Annotated in this window: 20 protein-coding genes; all 20 read right to left on the bottom strand. The window is 67.3% G+C overall.

Features of this window, described 5'->3' with window-relative positions:
* Positions 1-22 precede the first annotated feature (22 nt).
* Entirely contained in the window at positions 23-3,724 is a 3,702-nt protein-coding gene (locus B7P44_RS33915; protein ID WP_084910398.1) for a hybrid sensor histidine kinase/response regulator, read from the bottom strand.
* 45 nt (positions 3,725-3,769) lie between these two features.
* The gene (locus B7P44_RS33910; RefSeq protein WP_084910397.1) at positions 3,770-4,969 is read right to left on the bottom strand and encodes an ABC transporter substrate-binding protein; all 1,200 of its coding nucleotides are present in this window, start codon (positions 4,967-4,969) and stop codon (positions 3,770-3,772) included.
* A gap of 281 nt (positions 4,970-5,250) precedes the next feature.
* The gene (locus B7P44_RS33905) at positions 5,251-6,369 is read right to left on the bottom strand and encodes a branched-chain amino acid ABC transporter substrate-binding protein (RefSeq protein WP_407924054.1); all 1,119 of its coding nucleotides are present in this window, start codon (positions 6,367-6,369) and stop codon (positions 5,251-5,253) included.
* A gap of 300 nt (positions 6,370-6,669) precedes the next feature.
* Positions 6,670-7,566: a LysR family transcriptional regulator gene (locus tag B7P44_RS33900; protein WP_084910395.1), complete on the bottom strand. Its 897-nt coding sequence runs from the start codon at positions 7,564-7,566 to the stop codon at positions 6,670-6,672.
* A 70-nt stretch (positions 7,567-7,636) separates the two neighbouring features.
* Positions 7,637-7,960, bottom strand: coding sequence for a YdhR family protein (locus tag B7P44_RS33895; RefSeq protein ID WP_084910394.1), 324 nt, complete (start codon positions 7,958-7,960; stop codon positions 7,637-7,639).
* Between the two features lie 154 nt (positions 7,961-8,114).
* Entirely contained in the window at positions 8,115-9,377 is a 1,263-nt protein-coding gene (locus B7P44_RS33890) for an acyl-CoA dehydrogenase family protein (protein WP_084910393.1), read from the bottom strand.
* Between the two features lie 67 nt (positions 9,378-9,444).
* Positions 9,445-10,203: an SDR family NAD(P)-dependent oxidoreductase gene (locus B7P44_RS33885; RefSeq protein WP_084910392.1), complete on the bottom strand. Its 759-nt coding sequence runs from the start codon at positions 10,201-10,203 to the stop codon at positions 9,445-9,447.
* Between the two features lie 7 nt (positions 10,204-10,210).
* Positions 10,211-10,975, bottom strand: coding sequence for an SDR family oxidoreductase (locus tag B7P44_RS33880; protein WP_084910391.1), 765 nt, complete (start codon positions 10,973-10,975; stop codon positions 10,211-10,213).
* Positions 10,976-11,034: 59 nt separating this feature from the next.
* On the bottom strand, positions 11,035-12,066 hold the full coding sequence (locus B7P44_RS33875) for a phosphotransferase (RefSeq protein WP_084910390.1): 1,032 nt from the start codon (positions 12,064-12,066) through the stop codon (positions 11,035-11,037).
* A 25-nt stretch (positions 12,067-12,091) separates the two neighbouring features.
* Positions 12,092-12,766 carry a histidine phosphatase family protein gene (locus tag B7P44_RS33870; RefSeq protein WP_084910389.1) on the bottom strand — a complete coding sequence of 225 codons (675 nt, stop codon included), beginning with the start codon at positions 12,764-12,766 and terminating at the stop codon, positions 12,092-12,094.
* 254 nt (positions 12,767-13,020) lie between these two features.
* Positions 13,021-13,953, bottom strand: coding sequence for an electron transfer flavoprotein subunit alpha/FixB family protein (locus tag B7P44_RS33865; RefSeq protein ID WP_084910388.1), 933 nt, complete (start codon positions 13,951-13,953; stop codon positions 13,021-13,023).
* A gap of 16 nt (positions 13,954-13,969) precedes the next feature.
* Positions 13,970-14,719, bottom strand: coding sequence for an electron transfer flavoprotein subunit beta/FixA family protein (locus B7P44_RS33860; RefSeq protein WP_084910387.1), 750 nt, complete (start codon positions 14,717-14,719; stop codon positions 13,970-13,972).
* 270 nt (positions 14,720-14,989) lie between these two features.
* Positions 14,990-16,279 carry an acyl-CoA dehydrogenase family protein gene (locus B7P44_RS33855; protein ID WP_084910386.1) on the bottom strand — a complete coding sequence of 430 codons (1,290 nt, stop codon included), beginning with the start codon at positions 16,277-16,279 and terminating at the stop codon, positions 14,990-14,992.
* A gap of 169 nt (positions 16,280-16,448) precedes the next feature.
* Positions 16,449-17,126: a TetR/AcrR family transcriptional regulator gene (locus B7P44_RS33850; RefSeq protein ID WP_084910385.1), complete on the bottom strand. Its 678-nt coding sequence runs from the start codon at positions 17,124-17,126 to the stop codon at positions 16,449-16,451.
* 226 nt (positions 17,127-17,352) lie between these two features.
* On the bottom strand, positions 17,353-18,690 hold the full coding sequence (locus B7P44_RS33845) for an NAD(P)/FAD-dependent oxidoreductase (protein WP_084910384.1): 1,338 nt from the start codon (positions 18,688-18,690) through the stop codon (positions 17,353-17,355).
* 11 nt (positions 18,691-18,701) lie between these two features.
* Entirely contained in the window at positions 18,702-19,943 is a 1,242-nt protein-coding gene (locus B7P44_RS33840; RefSeq protein WP_084910383.1) for a thiolase family protein, read from the bottom strand.
* Positions 19,944-19,957: 14 nt separating this feature from the next.
* Positions 19,958-21,511, bottom strand: coding sequence for a class I adenylate-forming enzyme family protein (locus tag B7P44_RS33835; protein ID WP_084910382.1), 1,554 nt, complete (start codon positions 21,509-21,511; stop codon positions 19,958-19,960).
* A 39-nt stretch (positions 21,512-21,550) separates the two neighbouring features.
* Positions 21,551-22,681, bottom strand: coding sequence for a saccharopine dehydrogenase family protein (locus tag B7P44_RS33830; RefSeq protein WP_084910381.1), 1,131 nt, complete (start codon positions 22,679-22,681; stop codon positions 21,551-21,553).
* Between the two features lie 167 nt (positions 22,682-22,848).
* Positions 22,849-23,532, bottom strand: coding sequence for a c-type cytochrome (locus B7P44_RS33825; protein ID WP_084910380.1), 684 nt, complete (start codon positions 23,530-23,532; stop codon positions 22,849-22,851).
* Positions 23,533-25,011 (bottom strand): flavin monoamine oxidase family protein, encoded by a 1,479-nt coding sequence (locus tag B7P44_RS33820; RefSeq protein WP_084910379.1) that lies wholly within the window; start codon positions 25,009-25,011, stop codon positions 23,533-23,535.
* Positions 25,012-25,069: the final 58 nt, after the last annotated feature.

The raw sequence follows: 25,069 nt of genomic DNA, 5'->3' as shown, positions 1-25,069 counted from the left end.
CTTCTCCCGTTGCTCCCATTGCTCAAGCCGCCGATCCGGCGACCCGTTCCGTTCTCAATGCGGCCTGCGCCCGCCCGAATTCGGCGTCCGTGCCCGCGATCAGGTCCGCCGCCGCGGCGACTTCGGCGGCGCGCGCGAACTGCTCGATCTCGCGGCAACGCGCCGACAGCCGGTGGGCGCCGACATTCGCGCTGCTAGATTTCAGCGTGTGCGCGGCAATCTTGAGTGCGACGGCGTCGCCCGCCGCGACGGCCGCGTGCATATCGCCGATCAGCCGCGGCGCATCGAGCGTGAACTGGTCGATGATCCGGGTCAGGACGTCGGGGCGGCCGGGCCGCTGCAGCGCGCGCAATGCGTCGAGCGCGTTGCGGTCGATCACGTTCGCGTCGTCGTCCGCGTCATCCGCATCGGCATCCGTGGCGGCGCTCGCCGCGTCGATGGCCGCGTCGATTGCGTCGTCGCTCGCGGCCACCGCGATCGCTGCCGGCGCAGCGTCGCGGGAAAAGTGTGCGAGCAGCTTCAGCAGCGCGTCGCGACGGAACGGCTTGCTCAGGTAGTCGTCCATGCCGGCGGCGAGACACCGTTCCCGGTCGCCGCTGATCGCATTGGCCGTCAACGCGATCACGGGCAGGCGCGGCGCGCCCGTCTCCGCCTCGCGCCGCCGCAGCAACTGCGTCGCTTCGAAACCGTCCATCAGCGGCATCTGGCAGTCCATCAGCACGACGTCGAACCGTTCGTTCGCCAGCCGCTCCAGCGCCTGCCGGCCGTTCTCGGCCACCGCCACGTCGTAGCCCGTGTCTTCCAGCATCGCCAGCGTGATCTGCTGGTTGACCGCGTTGTCCTCGACCAGCAGCACCCGCGCCGACGCCGCGCCGCGCGGCGGACCGTCGTCCGGCTCGGCGTCGGCGCAGACCGGCGCCGCCGACGGCAGCCGGGGCGGCGTCACGCGCATCGCCGACGCGATGCACGCGTACAGGTCCGCCCCGTGCAGCGGCTTGGTCAGGCGGGCGTCGATGCCGAGCTCGTGCGCGACCTGGATGCTGTCCATCCTCTCGAACGCGGTCAGCGTGATGATCCGGAGCGCGCGCAGCGCGGGATCGTGGCGGATATGCCGCACGAGCGAGATGCCGTCCATGCCCGGCATCCGCACATCGACGATCGCCAGGTCGAACGGTTGCCCGTCGGCAGCGGCGGCCCGCAGCTGCGCCAGCGCGTCATCGCCGCCGCTGGCCGTGGCGACGCGCAGTTGCCATTCGATCGCATGCTCGACGAGCACGCGGCGATCGGTCTCGCTGTCGTCCGCGATCAGCACCTTCAGCCCGGCCAGCGACCGTCTGGCGCCCTCGAGCGCGCCGGCCGCGCCGCCTGCCGGCTCGAGCCGCGCCGTCACGGTGAACACCGAGCCGAGGCCGGGCGCGGATTCGACGCCGAGCGCGCCGCCCATCATCTCGGCCAGCTGGCGGGAAATCACGAGCCCGAGCCCGGTCCCGCCATATTTGCGGGCGGTCGAGCTGTCGGCCTGCTGGAACGGCTTGAACAGTTGCGCGGACACGTCCGGCGCGATGCCGATGCCGCTGTCGGCGATCGTGAACGTGACGAGGCCGTGGTCCGAATACGAGACGGCCAGCTCGACCTGCCCGCGCTCGGTGAACTTGATCGCGTTGCCGACCAGGTTCGTCAGGATCTGCCGCAGCCGGACCGGGTCGCCGCGCACCCATTCCGGCACCGGGCCCTGCTTGCGGAACCGCAGCGCGAGCGCCTTGCGCGTGGCGGTGGGTTCGAGCAGCGAGACGACGTCGTCGAGCAGCTGGTACAGGTTGAACGCGACGTGCTCCAGCACCAGCTTGCCGGCCTCGATCTTCGAGAAATCCAGGATGTCGTCGATGATGGTCAGGAGCGTCTGGCCGGACCGATACACGGTGTCGACGAAGTTCCGCTGCTTCGCGGTGAGCCGCGTGCGCTGCAGCAGTTCGGTCATGCCGAGCACGCCGTTCATCGGCGTGCGGATTTCGTGGCTCATCCGCGCGAGGAATTCCGACTTCGCCGAATTCGCGGCTTCCGCCGCCGCGATCGCGGCCTGCAATTCGACGTCGCGCCGTTCGATTTCATCGAGCATCGTGTTGAAGCCGGCGATCAGCGTCGCGACTTCGTCGGTGCCCTGGTGACGCACGCGCAGCGACAGGTCGCTGCCGCCGTGAATGCGCGCCATCGTGCGCGTCAGGTTCGACAGCGGGCGCGAGATCGACGTGCCGATGCGACGGCTGATCGCGAGACCGAAGACGGCGAGCAGCAGCGCCACGGCGACAATCATGGCGACCGCGACCGCCATCGAGCGGTAGACCCGCGACACGATCCCGCGCTGCTGCAGGTCGACGCGCACGACCTCCTGTTCCGCATCGGCCGCGAGGCGATTCGCGGTCGTGTCGACCTCCGCGACGATGCGCTGCATGCTCGCGTCGTTGGACAGCATGTGCGACTTCACCGCCAGGACGTGGCGTGCGGCTCCGATCAGCTCCGCGGCCAGCGGAGCCACACCCTGCGCGCGGCCCAGTGTGCCCTGCCTGTTGGCGACGAGCGCCTCCCGCAGCGCGTTCGTCGAGGCGGCAAGGTTGCCGATATCCTCCTGTATCTCGTCATCGGCACGCTTGAGCTGTTGCGTGCCTTCGCTTTGCGCGACCATGCGGACGCCTGCCGTCAATTCCTCGACGCCCCCTTTGACGACCGCCGACAGGTAATTGATCCGGGCCGCTCGCCGCTGGAAGGCGATCGCTTCATCGAGACGCTGTCGCGCCTTGACGATCCGCAACGCGAACGGATCGACGATTTCCGCCAGCTTCATGTCCAGCGCATCGAGCGCCTTCGAGACCTGGTCCACCTTTGCGTGGTAGCGCGCGGCGGCGGCCGGCTCCGCGAACATCCTGCCGCGCAGTGCGATGAGGCTCTCGTTGCCGTCGAGGATATCGGCCGCCACGCGCTCGAGCGCATTCGCGACATCGCGCGTCGCACCGGCATCGACGTTCGGCGCAGCGAGCGCCATCGCATTGCGCACACCGTCGAAGGCGGCCTTCATCCGCTCCCGCAGCGGCGCGAGCCGGTATCGGTTCGGCGCGTCGTCGACGTTATCGACGAGGGTGATGATGTCCTTGACGGTCGCGCGGACCTGGTCGAGCGCATGAATCGTCCGGTTGAACGCGATATTGGCCGCCAGCGCGTCGCTCACCGCCGTGTCGGCCTGGCTGTCCATCCGTTCGGTCTCCTTGCCGATCGCCGTCAGCAACGCCTCGCTCCGTGCCTGGGCGCGCGCGACCAGCAAACTGTCCACGTCGAGCTGCGCCTTGTCCCGCAGACGCTCGCCGACGCCTTCGTTCATCGACTGGAGCATCGCCTGCAGGTGGTCGTACGGTTCGTCGATGGCGTGCATGTCGATCGCGCGCACGGCGGCCGTGACGGTCGCGATCCGCTGCAATTGCGTTTCGATCGCCGACGTCGCGTCTTCCTGCTCGTACGCGTCCTGCGCCTGCTCGAGCCGCCTGAAATCCGCCGCGAGCTCGGCGTACGCGCGCTGGAGTTCGTTGCTGCGCACCTGCAACGGCAGCGATTCCGTCGTCAGCGTGCGCACGCCGGAGGCAATGCCGTGCACGGCAAGCAGGCTGGTCGCGGAGATCGCCAGCACGCCGAGCAGCATCAGGCTGGTGCTGGCGACAAGCTTGGCCTTGATGTCCATGCACCCCTCCGGGATCGGGATGGCCCGCGCGGCCATCCAAATGCGTTACCTGGCCGGCGCGTCCAGGGGCGTGAGCTGTCCGTGCGCGATTTCGGTGAGGAACACCGCGTTCAGCGCCTGATGATGGTCCGCGCCCAGGTCGGCCACCAGACCGCCCAGGTCGAGGTGCCGGATCGATTCGAGCGCCTGCATCAGGGTCGCCCGGGTCGGCGACGGGCCCGCGCGTTCGAGTCCGATCAGCATGATCTTCGCGTCGATGCAGCCCTCGAGGTTCGCCACGCCCGCGCGCTCCCCCGGAAAATGCCGCTCGATCAGCCGTGTGCAGTCCCGGACCACGTCGCGGTCGCTCTGCGGGAGCGGCACGACCTGCGAGATCAGCATGCCCTCGCCGTCGGCGCCCACGAGGCGCAGCAGGTCGTCGGTGCCGACGAAGGACACCGCCGCGAGCCGGGCCTTGAGGCCCTCGCGGCGCGCGTCGCGCATGAACGCGGCGATCGGCGCATAGGGGCCGCCCATGATGACGACGTCCGGCCGGCCCTCCAGCACCGACGCGAGACCCGTGTCGACCGCCGTCGTCCCGCGCCGGAAGGTGCCCGTCGCGACGACCTCCAGGCCATGACGCTGCAGCGCCAGCCGCGTGCCCGCCAGCAACGCGAGCCCGAAGGCGTCGTCCTGATAGAACACGGCGAAGCGTTTTGCGCCGTCGTGCGCGATGAAATGGTCGACCAGCGCGCGCGTCTCGTCCTCATAGCTGGCGCGGATGGTGAAGAGCTCCGGAATCACCGGCTTGCGCAGCGCCATCGCGCCGGTGAGCGCGCCGACGAGCGGAATGCCGGTGTCCTTGATGATCGGCAGCACCGCCATGGTCGTCGGCGTGCCGATGTAGCCGAACAGCGCGAACACGTGACGCTGTTCGATCATCTCCAGCGTGCCGTCGATGGTCCGGTCGGGCTCGTAGCGATCGTCGGCGACGACGAGGTCGATCTTCCTGCCGTGCACGCCGCCGCGCGCGTTCGCATCGTCGAACACGGCTTGCGCCCCGATGCGCAGCCCGCGTCCGAGGCCGCCCGCGCCGCCCGTCTGCGCGTTGACCATGCCGAGGCGGATCGCGTCGTCGGTCACGCCGGGGTCCGCCGCGAAGCACGCGGTGGGGGCCGGCATCGCGACGAGACACGCGACCAGCAGCGTTCCTCGCCAGCTCGCGCGAACGGAAAAAGACCATGCCGAAAACGCACTGGCGCCCATGCTACGTTCCTCTTCGGCACACGGTGACAACGACCTGTCCGGCGATGTGCCCGCCGCATGCCCGCGCGACAGGAAACGCTTACGAAATATATATAGGTGGCATTAAATGCGACTGCAAGTCAGCGGGACGGAATGCAAGCCGCCCATAATTTCATTCCAATTGCCGATTCGACTTTTTATTTCTCTTTTTGAATCGGTGACGGCGTCGCCGGGCCGTGCCGCACCGGTGCGTGCGGACATGAATCGCCGGCAATCCGCGCGGATTGCCGGCGAACGCCGCTTTACATCTTCACTTCGTCGAGGAAGGTCTTCTTGCCGCTCTTGTAGCCGTACAGCGAGATCACGCCGTGCTTCAGGTCGCCCTTCGCGTCGAAGTTCGTCGTGCCGATCACGCCCGCGTAGTTCGTCGCCGGCATCGCGGCCAGGATCTTCGCCGGATCGGTCGAGTTCGAGCGCTTCATCGCGTCGACGATGATGTACACCGCGTCATACGCGAACGGCGCATCGAACTTGATGACCTGGCCGAAGCGCTTCTCGTACTTCGCCCGGAACGCCGCGCCGCCCGGCATCTTCTCGAGCGCCGCGCCGGCCTGCGAGCAGACCACGTTCGACGCCGCTTCGCCCGCGAGGTCGGACAGCTGCTCCGTGCACACGCCGTCGCCCGAGAAGATCTTCGCGCGCAGGCCGAGCTGCTTCGCCTGCTTCGCGAACGGGCCGCCCGTCGCGTCCATGCCGCCGTACATGATCGCGTCCGGGTTCTCGCCCTTGATCTTGGTCAGGATCGCGCGGAAGTCGACCGCCTTGTCGTTCGTCGCGTCATGCGACGTGACCTTCAGGCCGAGCGCCTTCGCCTTCTTCTCGAATTCGTTCGCGAGGCCCTGGCCATAGGCGGTCGAATCGTCGACCACCGCGACGCTCTTGATGCCCTTCGATTGCGCATAGGCCGCGAGCGCCGGGCCCTGCTGCGCGTCGGTCGCGACGACGCGGTACGTCGTCTTGAAGCCCTGCTGCGTGTACGTCGGGTTGGTCGCCGACGGCGAGATCTGCAGGATGCCCGCGTCGCTGTAGATCTTCGACGCCGGGATCGACGTGCCCGAGTTCAGGTGGCCGATCACCGCGACGACCTTGTTGTCGACGAGCTTCTGCGCGACCTGCGTCGCCTGGCGCGGGTCGGCGGCGTCATCCTGGCCGTCGAGCTGCAGCGTGATCTTCTGGCCGCCGATCGTGAGGCCCTTCGCGTTGATCTCTTCGATGGCGAGACGCGCGCCGTTCTCGTTGTCCTTGCCGAGGTGGGCAATCCCGCCCGTCAGCGGTTCGACGCTGCCGATCCGGACAGTCTGGTCCGCCATCGCATCGGCGACAGCCACCGACGACAGAACGGCCGCAACTCCGATCAGCATGTGCTTGCGCGTCTTGAGCGCTTTTTGTTGTCTCATCTTTGTTTCCTAAAATGTGGACGACGCTTTGATCTGCGTCTCAATGGATTGCCGATTGACGCCCGCCATCTATCTCGGAACGGCGCCGGCAATCTCAGAATTCTCGCTCCGGCGGGAAATGTGTCAAGTGAACATAATTGACCGGCGCTCTACTGACTCGCGTCGATTGAGCCGCGTCATGAAACGGCAATGAAATAACGGCTAAATCCGCTCAAATGGCGCATGAAAGGCCGCATCTTCAATACGCTTGCCTTTTTGGCTTCGTCAGCCGACGTCCCGCATCAACCGGATCAACTGTTCGCGCAGCCACTGGTTGGCCTGGTCGCGGTCGGCGCTGCGATGCCAGTAGCAGCAGTATTCGAGGGCGGGCAACTCGAACGGCAGTTCGAGAATGCGCGCCGGATAACGGCGCAGCAGCCGGACCGGCGCGGTCAGCGCGAGATCGCCGCGCATCGCGATCAGCGGCGCGACCATGTAGTGCTGGACGCGCATCTGGATGTTGCGGCGCCGGCCGAGGCGGGCGAGTTCCGCGTCGACGTGGCCGGCGCCGGTGCGGCGGCTCGACACGTGGATGTGCCCCATCGCCAGGTAGTCGTCCAGCGTCAGCACCTCGCCCTTGAACGGATGATCTTCGCGAATCATGCACGCGTAGCGGTCGCGTTCGACCTGCGCCTGGTGCAGGTACGGATCGTCGATCAGCGGCGCGTCGACCGCGATGTCGACGGAGCCGTTCGCCAGCGCGGTCGCCACCTCGCGGCGATCGGTGTAGTAGCTGTGCACGTGCATGCCGGGCGCCTGCTGCTGCAGCAGCTCGCCGAGCGCCGGCAGCACCAGCGCCTCGGTCAGGTCGCTCATGCTCAGCCGGAACACGCGCGTGGACGACGCGGGATCGAACACGTCGCCCTCGTGCACGCTGGAGTCGAGCAGCTGCAGCGCCTCGCGCACGCGGCCGATGATGTTCTCGGCCATCGGCGTCGGCTTCATGCCCGCCGGCGTGCTCACGAACAGCGGGTCGTTCAGCGCCTTGCGCATCCGCGCGAGCGCATTGCTGACGGCCGGCTGCGTGATGCTCAGCACTTCAGCCGCGCGCGTCAGGTTGCGCTTGTCGTAGATCGCCTCGAATACGACGAACAGGTTCAGGTCCAGCTTCGATAAACGCATCGCGTCGCCTCCTCGCCGGCATCTTAAGGCGTGCGCCGCGCTGGCGTCCATGCCGGGACGCTCAATCGAGTCAGGCTGTCTTGTCGACGATTTCGTACTTCTGTTGCGCCGCATCGACATGGATGAGGGTGTCGAGCACGCGAATCTCAGGCGGATGGCCATAGACCCTTTCGACCATCGCCCTGTATTCGGCGCCATGCCATCGCGCGGCCGCCTCGCGGGTACGCCAGATATACACTCCGCCGCCTTCGTTGGCGACCTCGTCGTGGAAGTACCATTTATGCAGCAAGTCGGGGTTTTGCGCCCATTTCGCCGCCGTGGTTTCGTAACGCGCCAGGAGCGTGGCGGCATCCACGTCCGGCTCGAGCTTGAAGAAGACGATTTCAGTGATCATGGCGATGCCTCCGTTGCAAGTGGGACGTCTACCGCTGACCGCAACCGGTCATGCGACGGCGCCCAGGCGCCATCGCATCGACCGGATTGTAAATAAACCTGCGTTATCGCGCCGGCATGACCGATACAGTCGGGCGTCTCGCATGCCACCTGCGTTATGCGCCGCGCGTGACCGGCATGTCGGCCACGCCGCCGAGCCGGTGCAGGTGCTTCGCGAGTTCGAGCTTGGCGATGGCCGCGCGATGCACTTCGTCCGGGCCGTCGGCAAAGCGCAGCGTGCGCTGGAGCGCGTACGCGTACGCCAGCGGAAAGTCGTCCGACACGCCGGCGCCGCCGTGCGCCTGGATCGCCCAGTCGATGATCTGGCACGCGATGTTCGGCGCCACCACCTTGATCATCGCGATCTCGGCCTTCGCGACCTTGTTGCCGACGGTGTCCATCATGTACGCGGCCTTCAGCGTCAGCAGGCGCGCCTGCTCGATCATGCAGCGCGCTTCGGCGATGCGCTCGTGCCACACGCTGTGCTGCGCGAGCGGCTTGCCGAACGCGACGCGCGACGTCAGGCGCTTGCACATCAGCTCCAGCGCGCGCTCGGCGATGCCGATGCTGCGCATGCAGTGGTGGATGCGGCCCGGCCCGAGGCGGCCTTGCGCGATCTCGAAGCCGCGGCCTTCGCCCAGCAGGAGGTTCGACACGGGCACGCGCACGTCCTTCAGGTCGATCTCCATGTGGCCGTGCGGCGCGTCGTCGTAGCCGAACACCGGCAGGTGGCGCAGCACGGTGATGCCCGGCGTGTCGGCCGGCACCAGGATCATCGATTGCTGCTCGTGGCGGCCCGCATCCGGGTCGGTCTTGCCCATCACGATGTAGACCGCGCAGCGCGGATCGCCGCCGCCCGACGACCACCATTTGCGGCCGTTGATCACGTACTCGTCGCCCTGGCGCTCGATCCGGCATTCGATGTTGGTCGCGTCCGACGACGCCACCGCCGGCTCGGTCATCAGGAACGCCGAGCGAATCTCGCCGCGCAGCAGCGGCTCGAGCCAGCGGTCCTTCAGCGCGTCGGACGCATAGCGTTCGAGCGTCTCCATGTTGCCGGTGTCCGGCGCGGAGCAGTTGAACACTTCCGCGGCCCAGGGCACCCGGCCCATGATCTCGCAGAGCGGCGCGTATTCCAGGTTCGACAGGCCTTCCGGCGCGCGCGACGAGCGCGGCAGGAACAGGTTCCACAGGCCCGCTTCGCGCGCCAGCGGCTTCAGTTCCTCGATCACCGTGGTCGGCACCCATGCATTGCCCGCGCGGCGATTCGCGGCCACCTCCTGTTCGAAGCGATGCTCGTTCGGATAGATGTGTTGATCGAAGAACGCCAGCAGGCGCGCCTGCATTTCCTTGACTTTGGGCGAGTATTCGAAGTTCATGTTTCTGGTCCTGAAATGAGGGGGTGAATTTCCCGGCTATCGACTGATCGGAACCCTGATCGCGTCCTCAGAGGGCCGACACGCCGCCGTCGACGGCGACGGCTTGGCCGGTCATGTAGGCGTTTTCCTTTGCGCACAGCATCAGCATCGTCGCGACCACTTCCTCCGGCCGGCCGAGGCGCTTCATCGGCGCGCCTTGCGCGAGAAAATCCTGCTTGTCGCCGATGTCGCTGTCGGTCACCATCGGCGTCGCGCTGTAGAACGGGCAGATCGCGTTCACGCGGATGCCGCGGCGCGCGTATTCGACGGCCGCCGTCTTCGTGAGCCCGACGACCGCGTGCTTCGACGCCGCATAGGCGGCCAGCTTCGGCGCGCCGCCGAGGCCCGCCATCGACGCGACGTTCAGGATCACGCCGCCGCCCTGCGTGAGCATCTGGCGGATCTGGTGCTTCATCCCGAAGAACACACCCTTCGCATTGACCGCGAAGCTCAGGTCGAGATCGGCTTCGTCGGTGTCGATCAGCGCCTTCATCGGCGGCGCGATGCCCGCGTTGTTCACGCCGACGTCGAGCCGGCCGAAGCGCGCAACCGCCGCACCGACGAGCGCGGCGACGTCGGCCTCCACGCGCACGTCGCAGCGCTGCGCGACCACCTCCGCGCCCGCCGCGCGCAGCGGCGCGGCCGCGCGTTCGAGCCCGTCGGCGTTCAGGTCGCCGAGCACGAGCCGCGCGCCCGTCGCCGCGAGCTCGCTCGCCAGCAGCGCGCCGAAGCCGCTCGCGGCGCCGGTGATCAGCGCGACCTGGCCTGCGTAGCTGTCGAGCCTCATCGCGCGCTCAGATCGTCAGGCCGCCGTCGACGACGATGCACTCGCCGTTCGTATAGCTCGACGCGTCCGACACGAGGTACAGCACGGTGCCGGCCATTTCGCGCGGCTCCGCGTGACGGCGCAGCGGAATCTTCGCCTTCCAGGTTTCGTAGATCGACGGATCGTCGAACAGCGCGCCGGCGAACTTGGTCTTCGTAAGTCCCGGCAGCAGCGCGTTCACGCGAATCCCGAGCGGCCCGCATTCCTTCGCGAATGCGCGCGTCATGTTGACGACCGCCGCCTTCGTGATCGAGTAGATGCCCTGCCGGTCGCCCGGCTGCAGCGCGTTCACCGACGCGGTATTGACGATCGCGCCGCCGCCCTGCGCCCGCATCAGCTTGCCGGCCTCGACCGACATGAAGAAATAGCCGCGGATGTTCACCTCGACGGTCTTGTCGTAGGCCGCGAGATCGGTATCGAGGATGTGGCCGAAGTACGGATTCGCGGCGGCGTTGTTGACGAGGATGTCGAGGCGCCCATGCTTGCCTCGGATCTGCTCGAACGCGGCGGCGATGTCCTCCATCCGGCCCACGTGGCAGGCCAGCGCCTCGGCCTTGCCGCCCGCCGCGACGATCTCGTCGGCGACCGCGCGGCAGTCGTCGATCTTGCGGCTCGACACGATCACGTGCGCACCCTGCTCCGCGAGCAGCTTCGCGATTTCCTCGCCGATCCCGCGGCTCGCGCCGGTCACGAGCGCGATCTTCCCCGTCAGGTCGAACAGATTCGTTGCCATTTATTGCTCCTCCATGTATGTATGTGCGCGCGGCGCGTGCCGCGTCGGCTTCAGGTCGTTCAGCGATGGGCGTCGATCACGCGCACGGCTTCCTCGGCGAGCCGCCCCGCCATTTCGCCGACTTCGCGCGCCTTCGTGCTCGACGCGTTGCCCTTCAGCGCGCGGGCCTTCACGCCCTGCGCGATCGCGGCGAGCCGGAAGAAGCTGAACGCGAGATAGAAATGCCAGTTCTCGATCGGCGCGATGCCGCGCAGCGCGCAATAGCGCGCGACGATCTGCGCTTCGTGCGGAATGCCGAGCGCGTCGCGATCCTCGCCTGCGAGCCCCGGCACGTTGCCGGCGGACGGCAGCCGCAGGCACATGCAGAAATACGCGAGATCGGCGAGCGGATTGCCGAGCGTCGACAGCTCCCAGTCGAGCACCGCCTTCACGCGGTAGCTGTCGCGCTCGAACATCAGGTTGTCGATCCGGAAGTCGCCGTGCACGAGCGCCGGCCGGCCGGCGTCGGCCGGGCAAGCCTTCGGCAGCCAGTCGATCAGCGTCTCCATCGCGTCGAGCCGCTCCGTTTCCGCCGCGCGATACTGCTTCGTCCACACGCCGATCTGGCGCTCGAAATAATTGCCGGGACGCCCGTAGTCGGACAGGCCGGCCGCGTCGACGTCGACCTCGTGCAGCGCGACCATCGTCTGCAGCACCGCGTCGTAGCAGATCGCGCGATCAGCCTTAGGCAGGTCGGGCAGCGCGGGGCTCCAGAAGATCCGTCCGTCCTCGTAGCTCATCACGTAGAACAGGCTGCCGATCACGTCGCGGTCCTCGCACAGGTGATACGGACGCGCGACCGGCACGGCGGTGCCCGACAGCGCGGTGAGGATCCGGAATTCGCGGTCCACCGCATGCGCGGACTTCAGCAGCTCGCCCGGCGGCTGCCGCCGGAGCACGTAGCGGCCGCTCTTCGCGTTCAGCAGGAAGGTCGGGTTCGACTGGCCGCCGGCGAACTTCTCCGCGTCGACGGGCCCCTCGAAACCGGGGATGTGTTGTTCCAGATACTGCGTCAGCCTGGCGATATCGAGTTGCTGCGGTGAGTTCGTCATCGTCGCGATCGTTCCGTGAGGTGGGTCAGCCGTAGGTCCGGAAGGCATGTCGTTCGGGGTCCTGCAGATGCGGGATGCCGTTGAACGACGCCAGGTTGAACGCATCGGCGTTGAAGAAATACTGCGAGATGGCGCTGTTGCGGATCTGCAGGTTCAGCGCGATCGCGCTCGACGGCGGCGCCGCGAGCACCTGCTGCACGGTGACGGCGATCGGCCCGCCCGAGCTCACCGCGAGCACGCGCTGCCCGCCGCCTTGCCGGATCGCGGCGCGCGCGTCGGCGACGCGCTGCTGGAACTGCGCCCACGTTTCGGGCACGGGCCCGCTCAGCATGTCCTCCGACCACAGCTGCAGCAGTTGCCGCAGCGCGCGGAAATGCTCCTTCATCGATCCGGCCGCGAGCCGCGCGAGCTCCGGATAGTCGGCGGCGGCCGCGGCGAACAGCCCTTCGAAGTCGTATTCGTTCAGGCCCGGATGCCGGTCGCAGCCGACGTCCTCGCGGCCCATCCCGCGCAGGATCGCGTCGACCGTCTGCGCGTGGCGCGCCAGCGTGCCGCAGATCACGCGGTCGAACACGATGTCCTGCTGCGCGAAGTATTCGCCGAGCCAGACGCTTTGCCGTTCGCCGAGCGCGGAGAGCCGGTCGTAGTTCTCCGTGCCGAACGACGCCTGTCCGTGCCGTACCAGATAGAGTTCAGCCATCGCATGCTCATCCAAGTGTGGCGTTCAGATTAGCGGCCGGGCGTGCATTTTTGAAATTTATTTGTTGAATCGACCAGTATTCATGATGTGAATTCCCGAGTGACCGGTCGGGAGCAGCGTTGGGGTGAGCGGCTGGAAGTCGATCGGCACGACGCGTGGAACCGTTTTCATGACAGGGCTCGCAACCTGCGGCTCGCCTTTCGTTGCGCCGCACCCGACCGGTGACGTCACGACTGCACGCGTCGCGCGTGCGGTCAGAGCGCGGCCGCCAGCTCCGGCACGAGCGTGAACAGATCGCCGACGAGGCCGTAGTCCGCGACGCTGAAGATCGGCGCTTCCGGATCCTTGTTGATCGCGACGATCACCTTCGAATCCTTCATGCCCGCCAGGTGCTGGATCGCGCCCGAGATGCCGACCGCGATGTACAGCTGCGGCGCGACGATCTTGCCGGTCTGGCCAACTTGATAATCGTTCGGCACGTAGCCCGCGTCGACCGCGGCGCGCGATGCGCCCAGCGCCGCCTGCAGCTTGTCGGCCAGCGGCTCCAGCACCTTCGTGTAGTTCTCGCCGCTGCCCAGACCTCGGCCGCCCGACACGATGATGCTTGCCGACGTCAGCTCCGGACGGTCCAGCTTCGTCACTTCACGGCTCACGAACTGCGACTTGCCTGCGTCTGCCGCGGCTTCGATCTTCTCGACCGCTGCGCTGCCGCCTTCGGCCGCAACCGGATCGAAGCCCGTCGCACGCACCGTGATCACCTTCACCGGATCGCTCGATTGCACGGTCGCGATTGCGTTGCCTGCGTAGATCGGCCGCTCGAACGTGTCGGCCGAATCGACCGCCGTGATGTCCGAGATCTGCGCGACGTCGAGCTTCGCCGCGATGCGCGGCGCGATGTTCTTGCCGTAGGCGGTCGCCGGCGCGAGGATGTGCGAGTAATCCTTCGCGATGTTCAGCGCGGTCGCCTCGACGTTTTCCGCGAGGCCTGCGGCCAGTTGCGGCGCGTCGGCCAGCAGCACCTTGCCGGCGCCTGCGATCTTCGCCGCCGCATCCGCAGCGGCTTGTGCGTTGTGGCCCGCGACCAGCACGTGAATGTCGCCGCCGATCTTCTGCGCCGCCGCCACCGTGTTCAGCGTCGCGGCCTTGATCGACGCGTTGTCGTGTTCTGCAATCACCAGAATCGTCATTTCTTTCCGCTCCCTCTTACAGCACCTTGGCTTCGGTCTTCAGCTTCTCGACCAGCGTCTTCACGTCCGGCACCTTCACGCCGGCTGCGCGCTTCGGCGGCTCGACCACCTTCAGCGTCTTCAGGCGCGGCGCAACGTCGACCCCGAGGTCTTCCGGCTTCACCGTGTCCAGCGGCTTCTTCTTCGCCTTCATGATGTTCGGCAGCGTCACGTAGCGCGGCTCGTTCAGGCGCAGGTCGGTCGTGACCACGGCCGGCAGCGTCAGCGACAGCGTTTCCGCGCCGCCGTCGACTTCACGCGCAACGGTCGCACGGCCGTCGGCGATCGTCACCTTCGACGCGAACGTCGCCTGCGGCAGGCCCGCCAGCGCAGCCAACATCTGGCCGGTCTGGTTCGAATCGTCGTCGATCGCCTGCTTGCCGAGGATCACCAGCTGCGGCTGCTCCTTGTCGACCAGCGCCTTCAGGATCTTCGCGACGGCGAGCGGCTCGACGCCGTCGTTCGATTCGACGAGGATCGCGCGATCCGCGCCGATCGCAAGCGCCGTGCGCAGCGTTTCCTGCGCTTGCGCGACGCCGACCGACACCGCGACGATTTCCGTCGCCACGCCCGCTTCCTTCAGGCGCACCGCTTCTTCAACGGCGATCTCGTCGAACGGGTTCATCGACATCTTCACGCTCGCGAGATCGGCGCCCGATTCATCCGCCTTCACGCGCACCTTCACGTTCGCATCCACGACGCGCTTCACCGCCACCAGCACTTTCATCGCTTCTCCTGATTCAATTGCGTCGATCGGGTTCGTCCGCCGCCCGCGCCTGCTCCAGCGTCAGGAAACGCGAGCGATTGCGCGCGGCCGTTCCGGTGCTCGGCGAATAGTCGTCCCGGGAAGGCGGAGCCTGACGAAAACGTCCTGCGCAGACGCGCGATGCCAAGCCGCGCGAACACGGCGAATCGCCAGTTACTACGAATTCCTGATCTTATTCACCAGGGCTCCGGCTTCGCACCGGCCGGAAGCCCTGCCACGAACGCGCGGTCCTTATTCGCGCGCCCAACCTTCCTGATAGAGCTTGCCTGCGAGCACGCCGAGGCGCGACGTGAGCACGTAGTTCTCGCCGTCTTCGATCAATGCGGAACGCACGTCGCGGAACAGCTTCTCGATCGGGAATTCGCGCGTGGTGCCGTTGCCGCCGAACAGCTGGAATGCTTCATGCGTGATCTTCATCGCTTCCTCGGTCACGCTCACCTTGGCCTGCGCGGTCGCGTACGGGTGGCCCTGCGGCGCCATCCGCGAGAAGGCGAGGCTGCGGCGGGCGATCGCGCGCGCCATCTCCAGCCGGCGCAGCATCTCGCCCAGGCGCAGATGCGTCATCTGGTGGTCGATCAGCAGCGCGCCGCCCTGCTTGCGCTCGTGGCAATACGCGAGCGCAAGCTCGAACGCCGCGCGGGCCGCCCCGACGAACACCTGGCACATGTGCGTGCCGCCGTACGACCAGGTCGACGCCAGGTTGCCGAGGTACTCGTCTTTCAGCGCGACCGCAAAGCGCTTCGGCACCTTGACGTTGTCGAAATAGATCTCGCCCTGCGGCAACGCGCGCTGGCCGATCTTGTCGAGCGGCTTGCCGCGCGACACGCCCGGCAGGTCGAGCGGAACGATCATGCCGATGCCGTGGGTGAACGCGCCCTGTTCGCCGCTGCCGTAGAAGCCGTCGCCGTAGTCCGCCGCCATGTACGCGAGCGCGACCTGCGCGACCGAGCCGTTCGACACCCATGCCGAGCTCTGGCCGTTGATCACGATCTCGTCGGCGCCGACCTTCGCGGTGACGTTGCCGGTCGGCTGCTTGCCGTTGGCGCTGAGTTCCGGGCGATACAGGATCGCGGCGTCCGAGCCGCGATCGGGCTGCGTGTTCATCCAGCAGCCGACCTTGCCCGTACACATGTCGATCAGTTCCGGGTTGCCGACCGACTGCGCCATCATCAGCGGCATGGTCGCGGCGCCGAGCGACACGGCGAGGCCCGAATCGCCCCAGCCGAGCTCCTCGCCGATCAGCGATTCGATGCGGATCGCGACCTCCGGCGGAAACTGCGCGATCAGCTGCGGATCGAGCCCGAGCTTCGCGCTCTCCATCATCGCGGCCCAGTACGGCGATCCGGGCGCGATCACCTCCTCGGGCGACATGCGGTCGAGCTCCTTGCCGATCGGCCGCAGCACGTCGCGCGCGAAGCGGTGCACCGTGCTCTGGATCGCACTTTCCTCTTCGGTCAGCGGCGTCTCGAAACCGGTCAGCCCGACCGTCGGCAAGCCCACGGATTTATTCAGACGAATCATCTCGGTTCTCCTCCTCACATGGAAGCATGACGGCCGGATAGCGGATGCCGCCGGCCATTCCAAGCCTAGTACTTACTACCAAACATAGGTCATGATGACAAACACGAGAACGAAAAAAAAGACAGGGTATTCCCCTGTCTCTTGCGGATGCCGCCGACGCGCTCGACCGCTACTTGCCTTTGGCGCTCGGCGGCTTCCCGTACACGAGGTAATGCGCGGTCTCCATGTAGCGCGCCTCGGGCGGCTGCGCGTCGCGCCCCGTGCCGTATTGCAGCGCCAGCCCGTCGGCCAGCGCGATGAGCAGCGACGCGATTTGCCTGCTCTCGGCTGCACCGCATGCCGGATTGACGGCGCGGATCAGCTGGGCGAGATCGTGCGACAGCGTGTCGTACCATTCCTTGAGCAGCTGGGCGCACTCGGGATCGGTCGCTGCAAACGACAGGAAGTGCCTGAACAATGTCGTGTACTTGATGTCTTTCGCATCACGAAGCGATCGCTTCATGATCGCATCCAGCGCAGCGTGGGGCGACGTGTCGTTGTCGATCGCCTGCTTCAGGTCGTTCAGATACCCTTCGACGACCGGTGCGATGACCGCCCGCAAGACGGCCGGCCGCGTCGGAAAATAGTACTGGAGGTTGCTGACGCTGATTCCCGCGGCGGCGGCGACCGCGCGCTGCGAGAATTCCAGCGGGCCGCCGTCGAGCAGGAGCTTTCTGGCAACGCGAATGATGGTGTTGCGTGTGCGCAGGCCCTGGGCCCGCAAACCGTCGGTACCGTTCGCTGCGGATGCTGCTGCGCTCGATGTGCGCGGTTTCCTGCTGCTGCGCTGCTCAATAGGCACTGTCATCGCTTTCCGTCGTCATGGTGGCGTTCCGGCCTCGTCGAAATCAAGGCGCCCGCGTTTCGGCGGGCGCAGATGACTATACCCGATGCCGGTCGCATTTTCCAACAAGCGGCTTACACCCCGTCGGCCTGTCCGGGCGCTCGGTTCTCCTTCGTTTCGACAGGCCGGGAGCCAGCTGGCCTGATGACCAGTGTCGTCCGTTCCGTGCACCCAGCCGGCGCGCGCATTGCTACCCCCGCGCGGCGGCGCGCGCCTTGCGATTCACACGCGCATCGAGCAGGTTCGCCACGCCCAGCGCCGCACGGATCGCGCACCAGCGCAGCGGCTCGGGCGCCATCGACGGCGTCTTGTGGCGCAACGCGGCAAGGTGCGGCGGCTCGTCGCCCTGGATGCGTTGCGCAAGCAATTCGCCCATCAGCGACTGGGTGCCGACGCCGTGTCCGGAACAGCCGGCCGTGTAGAAGATGTTGCGCTGCTCGCCGGTTTCGCCGACCACCGGCAGCGCATCGGCCGCGAGCGAGATATAGCCGCTCCAGCACGCCCGGATCGCGAGACCGCGCAAGGTCGGGAAGCGCTCGTGCAACGCATCCGCCAGCTCGCGATAGGCGGCGTTGTCCGGCACGTTCGGCGTCTGCGACCCGTACACGTAGTGAAGCCGCTTCGTCGTCAGCACGAGCGTGTTGCGCGCGGTCAGGCGGTGGCTTTCCATCGTGAAGTGCGAGGTCACGATGCCTTCGCGCCGCGGCCAGCCCAGCGATGCCAGTTGCGCGGCCGACAGCGGCTCGGTCTCGATCGCCGAGACGCGCAGCGGCATCACCTTGTCGCCGAGCAGGCCGAGCTGCGGCGTATACGCGTTGGTCGCGAGCACCAGGAACGGCGCGCTCGCGCTGCCGCGCGCGGTCCGCACCTTGACCGCCGGCCCCGCTTCATACGACTCCAGCGCCGTGTTCTCGTGGAGCGTCACGCCCGCGCGAAGCGCCGCACGGCGCAGCCCCATCACGTACTTGCCGGGATCCAGCGTGCCGCCGCCCGGAATGTGGCAACCGAACAGGAACGCCGGCGGAATCCCGCGCGCGCGCATCGCCGCATGATCCAGGAACTCGGCGGGGGAGCCGAGCGCGATGCCGGTTTGCATGCTCTCGCGCAGCTTCTCCTCCTGCGAAGGATGGACGCCCGCGCGAATGATCCCCGACGCGTTGTAATCGCAGTCGATCCCGTATTCGGCGAGCTTTCGTTCGACGTAGGCGACGCCTGCGTCGTAGAAGCCGACGATCTGCTTCGCCTGCTCGCGGCCCACGCGCTTGACGAACAGGTCGTATTCGAGCCCCTGGCCGCCCGCGAGATAACCGGCATTGCGCCCGCTCGCGCCAAAGCCGGCGAACTCGCGTTCGAGGACGACGACCTTCGCGCCGCGCGCGGCCAGCTCCAGCGCGGTGGACAGGCCGGCGAAGCCGGCGCCGACGACGATCGCGTCCGGGGCGACGTCGCCTTCCAGCGGCGGCTGCGGATCGTCCGGCTTCTCCACCCACCCGCCGAGCGGCCGATATTGGTCCAACTCCTTGCCCATGCCTGCCTCCGTCAGTCCCTGCTCAGAATATGAACGGCGAGCGCCGCTTCCTCGACACCCTGCAACCCGCCGCCGTTTTCCTGAATCGCATGGCGCGCGCCCTGCACCTGCCGCGCGCCGGCTTCCCCACGCAGTTGCGTGACCAGTTCGCAGAGCTGACCAATCCCCGTCGCGCCGAGCGGATGACCCTTGGATTCGAGGCCGCCGGACGTGTTGATCGGGATGCGTCCGCCGAGCGTGAACTCGCCGCGCTCGGCGGCCGGCCCGCCCTCGCCGAACGGCACGAGCGCGAGGTTCTCGGCCTGGATGATCTCGCCCATCGCGGACGCGTCGTGCACCTCGGCGACATCCATGTCCTCCGGCCCCACGCCCGCCTGTTCGTAGGCCTGCAGCGCGGCGCGGCGGCCGATGCTCTTGTCCGGCTCGTCGATGCGCCGATGCGTGAAGCTGCGGATCACGCTGGCTGCGATCCGGATGCAGCGGCTGCGATCGGCGCCGATGCGCCGCAAGCCTTCCTCGGTGCAGAGGATCGCGGCGGCCGCGCCGTCCGACACCGGCGCGCACATCGGCAGCGTGATCGGATAGGTGATCGGCGGCGCGGCGAGCACCTCGTCGATCGTGAACGGCTTGCGGAACTGCGAATGCGGGTTGTGCACCGAATGCAGGTGGTTCTTCGACGACACGGCCGCAATCTGGCGCTGGGTCGTGCCGTAGGTCCGCATGTGATACCGGCACATCGCCGCATAGATCTTCATGAAGCGGCTGTACGGCCGGTCCGATTCCGATCCGGGAGGTGGCTCGATGCCGTCGCCCATCCTCGCGAGCGTCGCGAAGTTCTCGTCGACGCGGGACACGTCCCAGCCCGCCTCGAACAGTGCAAACGAGCGCGCCTTGTCCTCGACGTTCATCTTTTCCGCGCCGAGCGCGAGCGCGACGTCGCACGCGCCCGCCTCGAGATGCCGCACGGCCAGATGCACCGCGGTGCTGCCGGACGCGCACGCATTCTCGACGTTGAACACCGGCACGCCTTCGATGCCGATCTTGCTGAACACGACCTGGCCCGGGATCGACAACTGGCCCTGAAGCTGCCCGTTGGTGATGCCGGCGTAGAATGCCGCGCCGATCGCGTCGGCGCCGCAGCCGGCGTCACGCAGCGCGCCGCGCAGCGCCTCGCCCGCCAGGTCGTCGACGCTGCGCTCGACGTGCCGGCCGAATACGGTCATCGCGATGCCGGCGATATAGATGTTGCTCATGTGGGTCGCCCGATTCAGATCTTGCGTTGCAGGCCCTGCCAGTACCGCTCGCGCAGGTCTTTCTTCAGCACCTTGCCGACCGTGCTGCGCGGCAGCGCGGCGACGAACTCCACGCTCTTCGGCGCCTTCACCGAGCCGAGCTTCTCCTTGCACAGCGCGACGAGCTCCTCGGCGCTCACGCTCTGGCCAACATTGAGCTCCACCACCGCCTTCACCGCCTCGCCCCACTTGTCGTCGGGCACGCCGATCACCGCGCAGTCCTGCACCGCCGGGTGCGCCCAGATCACCTGCTCGACCTCGCTCGGATACACGTTGAAGCCGCCGCTGATGATCATGTCCTTCTTGCGGTCGGTGATGTGCAGGTAGCCTTCGGCGTCGATGTGGCCAATGTCGCCGGTGTGCAGCCAGCCGTCGACGATCGTCTCGGCGGTCTTGTCGGGCGCGTTGTAGTAGCCCTTCATCACGAGGTCGCCGCGCACGCAGATCTCGCCGGTCCCGCCTTGCGGCAGGACCTCGCCCTGATCGCCGATGATCTCGACGCGGATCAGCGGGTTCGGGCGGCCGACCGACGACAGCCGCTCGTCGGACGCGATCGTGCCGTCGACGAAATGCTCGGCCGGCGCCAGGTTAGAAATCGATGCGGCGGCTTCGGTCTGCCCGTAACCGCCGGCCATCACCGGGCCGAACACCTCGATCGCGCGCTTGAGCTTCTCCACCGACATCGGCGCGGCGCCATAGAGGAAGTACTTGAGCGACGAGAAATCCTGCTGCTCGATGCCGGGGATGTCGAGCAGCCGATAGATGACCGTCGGCGGCAGGAAGAACTCGGTGACGCGGTGCTTCGCGATCGCGCCGAGCAGCAGCGCCGGATCGGGCTTCGTGAGCACGACCACGGTGCCGCCGCGCGCGGTGCACGGCAGCGACATCATCCCCGCGGTGTGCGTCATCGGCGCCGCGGCGAGATTCACCGGGCGCTCGGCGCCGTACGGGAACGCCATCATGAATTGCGCGAAGTAAGTCTGGAACGCGCGATGCGTGTTCATCACGCCCTTCGGCGCGCCGGTCGTCCCGCCGGTGGCCGACAGCGTCACGACGTCGTCCATGTCGTAGGCGACGCGGGGCATCGTCGACGGCTGCCCCGCGCTCCACGTCGCGAGGGACGGCGCCCACGGCAGGTCGGCGTCGATGCACACCCACAGTCTGACCTTCGGCAGGCTCGGACGCAGCGCGTCGAGCACCGCCGCGAACGCCCGGGTGAAGAACAGCGCCTCGCAGTCGAACGCGTCGAGCACGTACTGGTTCTCCGCAGGCGTGTTGCGCCCGTTGACGGGAATGTAGGCCATCCCGGCGCGCCACATCCCGAGCGCGCAGGCCCAGCCGATCACGTCGTTGTCCGCCCACACCGCCGCCTTCGCTTCCTTTGCGAACCCGCTGTCGATCAGCCCGTTGGCGATGCGGCAGGACAGCTCGCCGATCTCCTGGAACGAATGGCTGCGCTCGTCCTGGATATAGGCGATGCCGTGGGGATTGATGCGCCACCCGCGGTCGAAGAAATCAATGATTGCCATTTCGCTTGTTCCCCTGAGTCTGCACTGGCCCGGCGGCGATCACAGCTGCGTCACGGTCGCGCGCGCCAGCCCGCGCTGCTCGAGGAAGCCGAGCAGGTAGCGGTGCCCGAACGCCTTCGAGCCGGACGCGAAGCCGACCTTCGCCGTTTCGCCGTCGAGGAGCTTGATCGCGCCGGCCGCATGAATCGCGCCGGTCGAGATGTACGGCGTGATCCCGTGCACGGTCGCGCGCACCGACGCGAGCTGGCCGCGGCCGATCGCGAAATCGACGCTGCGCTGGATCGTCGTGCGCTCGCGCGGCGGCATCGACGGCGTAGTCGAATCGACGACCTGCTTCAAGATCGCGTCCTGGTGCTCGCGCGGCAGGTGCTTGTATTCGGCTTCCCATTTCTGCCCGAACTGGTGAACGAGCTGCATGACGTTGTTGTCGTAGAAGCCCACGCACGAAATGCAGCTGCGCACGCGCGGATCGCGCTCGAAGTAGACAGGCAGCGACGTGCCGCCCCACGGCAGGCAGAACACCGGCTGCATGAACTCGGGCGCGGCGACGTTGAACGACGCATCCGGCGCGTGGGGGGTGAGCTTTTTCTCCCACAGGTAGCAGGATTCGTGACGGGAGCCGTCGAAGATCGTGGCCGTCGAGCCCACGCTCACCCCCGCCGCGCCGCGCGGGCCGCGCGTCAGCGTCGCGGTTTCCAGCGCATCGACGCCGGGCGTTTCGAGCGCCAGCTCAGCGGCGATTTCGGCGAACGTGTACATGTACGCATTCGACGACGACACGAGCAGGCCGGCCTGCCGATACAGGTCGCCGAACTGGTCGCGCACGTTGCGGATGTAGGACTGCTCGCCCGTCGTGTCGAGATGGTGGCAGCCGGCCTTCAGCGCGGCTTCGACGCCGACGAGCCCGAAACTGGCGAACGGCCCGACGGTGTTGCACACCACCTTCGCGCCGCGGAATGCGTTGACGAGCGAATCGACGTCGTGTTCCGCCTCGATGATCTCGTATTCCGCCGATTCGAGGCGCACGACGCGCTGCGCCATCATGTCCTTCGCGCGGCCCGCATTGCGCGCGACCGCCGTGAACGGAATGTTCTGGTCGATCAGCCAGTCCATGATCAACATGCCGGTGTAGCCGCTTGCGCCATAGACGACGACGGGGTGCTTTGCCATGGTTGTCTCCTGAAACGTGAGTCGTTGAAAGTCGGGTCCATCAAACGTGAGTCGATGCCGCGTCGCGCGGCGGTCGGTTCATCTTTGTAGAACACAATACCAATGTTAGGTCATAGTGACAAAAATAAGAGCGAAGAAAAAGACAGGGTATTCCCGGTCCTGCCGAACTATCGCGCCGCGACGTCGACGCGCGCGCCCGGCGAGATGCCGGCGAGGTAGTGGGCCGCTGCCCGGACGTCTTCGTCCGACAACGTCGCGGCCACGCCATTCATCACGCCGCTCGGGTCATGGCGTGCGCCTGACTTGAACGCGGCAAGCTGGGTCGCCAGATAGCTCTCGCCCTGGCCCGCGAGACGCGGCGCCTGATCCTTGCCCATCAGCGTCGCGCCATGGCAGGCCTGGCAGCTCCGCGCCTGGATCAGTTCCATGCCACGCTTTGCAAGCGCCGCGTCGAACGGAACGGCCTCGTTGCGAGTCGGGGTCTGCTTCGCGAAATACGCGGCCATCGCGTTGATCTGCGCATCGTCGAGATCCCGCGCGAGCGGTCCCATGTATGCGTTGTGGCGCGCGTCGCGGGCGAATGCGCGCAGTTGCGCCGCGAGGTACGCGTCGGGCTGGCCCGATAGCGCCGGATACCACGCATTGAGCGACTGCCCGTGCTGGCCGTGACAGAAGAAGCAAGTCTCCTGCGGCTGCGGCCATGGCCCGGCGTTCGCCCGGTCCGCCTCGCCGATCCGGCTCATCGCCTTCTCGAAGCGCATCCCGTCCAGGATGTCGCGTCCGTACAGCACACCCGCGCCGACCAGCCCCATGACCGCCACCACGGCGCCGATGATCATTGCCCGTTTCATTCAAACCTCCACGCTGTGCCGTGCGAGCTTGCCCAGCGCCTGCAGCGCGGCCCGGTGACCGGAACGCACGGCGCCGTCCATCGAGCCGGCCCAGATGTCGGCGGTCTCGGTGCCCGACCAGATCAGCCGGCCCACCTCGGGTTGGAGGAACTTGCCCCACTTCGTCCAGAAGCCCGGCGGAATCGGATGGATGCATTGCAGCGTCCACGGATCGACCCGCCCCCAGTCGTAGTCGTGGAATTGCGCCGGATGCAGCGCCTTGTTGCCGAACGCCTTCGCATAGACGGCCGACAGCGTCCGCTCGGCGGCCTTCGGCTCCGCGGGCAGCGCGCCCGGCGCGACGAATGCGCTCAACACGCCGACCGACGCGTCCGGCGGCGAGTTGTCGTAGGCGAGAAACACCGGCCCGCCGACCTGGAAGATCTGTCCGCTGTAGCCGTCGTCGCGCCAGAACGGCTTGTCGTAGACATGCACCGTCTTGCGCATCGGCGCATTCGCGGGCCAGCGCTTCTGCAACTGCGAACGCCCCTCCGGCAACGGCGGATCGAACACGATCTGGTTGCACAGCGCCGGATTCAGCGCGAGGATCACCCGGCGCGCGCGCACGACGCCCTGATCGGTGTGCAGTTCGACGACGTCGCGATCCCAGCCGGAGATCCTGCGCACCGGGCACGACTGGCGCACCTTGTCGCCGAGCTGGTTCGCCATCCTGATGCCGAGCACCTGCGAGCCGCCGACGAAGCGCGTTTCCTGCGCGCCGCCCTTGATCGACTCCAGCTTGCTGTAATCGCAGTCGGCGCTGTTGATCACCGACAGGTAGTGCAATAGCCCGAGCTGCGCGGGCGCCCCGCCGAGCGACAGTTTCGCGGCCAGCCCGAGAAAGTACCCGTCCTCGTATTTCACGCCTTGCCTCGCCAGCCATTCACCGTACGTGAGCTTGTCGAGCTCCGCTGCGCGCTGCGCATTCCACGGTGCGCCGGACGGCACGCCGCGCGCCAGTTCGCCGAGCTTCGCGCCGATCGCCTCGTCGCCGCCGGTGCCACCGTGCAGATCCTGCGCGACCCGCGCGTCGCCCGCCAGAATGACGGACTTGCCCGCGTAGTAGGTCGGGAAGGTGTCGACCTCTAGCTCGCGCGCCAGATCGGCGATCGCGGTCTGGCCGGGGCCGATCCACTGGCCGCCGGCTTCGGATACGACGCCGTTTTTCAGGTCATGGTTGTACGTCCGCCCGCCGACGCGATCGCGCGCCTCCAGCACGACGAACGCGTTGCAGCCCGCCCGCTTCAGGTCGCGCGCGGCCGTCAGCCCCGCCAGGCCGGCGCCGATGATCGCGACGTCCAGCACGTCGCGGTCCGCGGATGTCGTCGTGACGCCCTCCGCCAGCGATACCTCGCCCGCGGCCAGCGACACGGCGCCCATCGCCGCGAGGCGCAGGATCCGACGCCGGGCCTGGGTGTCCGGTTTGCGTTTCCGCTCCATTTCTCATGCTCCAACGGTTTTCATCTGGATGACTGATCAACGACATGCAGGCATGCGT

The sequence above is a fragment of the Burkholderia ubonensis subsp. mesacidophila genome, assembly GCF_002097715.1.
Lineage (GTDB): Bacteria > Pseudomonadota > Gammaproteobacteria > Burkholderiales > Burkholderiaceae > Burkholderia > Burkholderia mesacidophila.
Note: the sequence above shows the minus strand (reverse complement) of the source record. Positions and strands in the feature narration are given on the sequence as shown.

Coding starts and splice junctions, on each gene's coding strand:
- B7P44_RS33915 (WP_084910398.1), bottom strand. CDS start 3,724: ATGGACATCAAGGCCAAGCTTGTCGCCAGCACCAGCCTGATGCTGCTC.
- B7P44_RS33910 (WP_084910397.1), bottom strand. CDS start 4,969: ATGGGCGCCAGTGCGTTTTCGGCATGGTCTTTTTCCGTTCGCGCGAGC.
- B7P44_RS33905 (WP_407924054.1), bottom strand. CDS start 6,369: ATGCTGATCGGAGTTGCGGCCGTTCTGTCGTCGGTGGCTGTCGCCGAT.
- B7P44_RS33900 (WP_084910395.1), bottom strand. CDS start 7,566: ATGCGTTTATCGAAGCTGGACCTGAACCTGTTCGTCGTATTCGAGGCG.
- B7P44_RS33895 (WP_084910394.1), bottom strand. CDS start 7,960: ATGATCACTGAAATCGTCTTCTTCAAGCTCGAGCCGGACGTGGATGCC.
- B7P44_RS33890 (WP_084910393.1), bottom strand. CDS start 9,377: ATGAACTTCGAATACTCGCCCAAAGTCAAGGAAATGCAGGCGCGCCTG.
- B7P44_RS33885 (WP_084910392.1), bottom strand. CDS start 10,203: ATGAGGCTCGACAGCTACGCAGGCCAGGTCGCGCTGATCACCGGCGCC.
- B7P44_RS33880 (WP_084910391.1), bottom strand. CDS start 10,975: ATGGCAACGAATCTGTTCGACCTGACGGGGAAGATCGCGCTCGTGACC.
- B7P44_RS33875 (WP_084910390.1), bottom strand. CDS start 12,066: ATGACGAACTCACCGCAGCAACTCGATATCGCCAGGCTGACGCAGTAT.
- B7P44_RS33870 (WP_084910389.1), bottom strand. CDS start 12,766: ATGGCTGAACTCTATCTGGTACGGCACGGACAGGCGTCGTTCGGCACG.
- B7P44_RS33865 (WP_084910388.1), bottom strand. CDS start 13,953: ATGACGATTCTGGTGATTGCAGAACACGACAACGCGTCGATCAAGGCC.
- B7P44_RS33860 (WP_084910387.1), bottom strand. CDS start 14,719: ATGAAAGTGCTGGTGGCGGTGAAGCGCGTCGTGGATGCGAACGTGAAG.
- B7P44_RS33855 (WP_084910386.1), bottom strand. CDS start 16,279: ATGATTCGTCTGAATAAATCCGTGGGCTTGCCGACGGTCGGGCTGACC.
- B7P44_RS33850 (WP_084910385.1), bottom strand. CDS start 17,126: ATGACAGTGCCTATTGAGCAGCGCAGCAGCAGGAAACCGCGCACATCG.
- B7P44_RS33845 (WP_084910384.1), bottom strand. CDS start 18,690: ATGGGCAAGGAGTTGGACCAATATCGGCCGCTCGGCGGGTGGGTGGAG.
- B7P44_RS33840 (WP_084910383.1), bottom strand. CDS start 19,943: ATGAGCAACATCTATATCGCCGGCATCGCGATGACCGTATTCGGCCGG.
- B7P44_RS33835 (WP_084910382.1), bottom strand. CDS start 21,511: ATGGCAATCATTGATTTCTTCGACCGCGGGTGGCGCATCAATCCCCAC.
- B7P44_RS33830 (WP_084910381.1), bottom strand. CDS start 22,681: ATGGCAAAGCACCCCGTCGTCGTCTATGGCGCAAGCGGCTACACCGGC.
- B7P44_RS33825 (WP_084910380.1), bottom strand. CDS start 23,532: ATGAAACGGGCAATGATCATCGGCGCCGTGGTGGCGGTCATGGGGCTG.
- B7P44_RS33820 (WP_084910379.1), bottom strand. CDS start 25,011: ATGGAGCGGAAACGCAAACCGGACACCCAGGCCCGGCGTCGGATCCTG.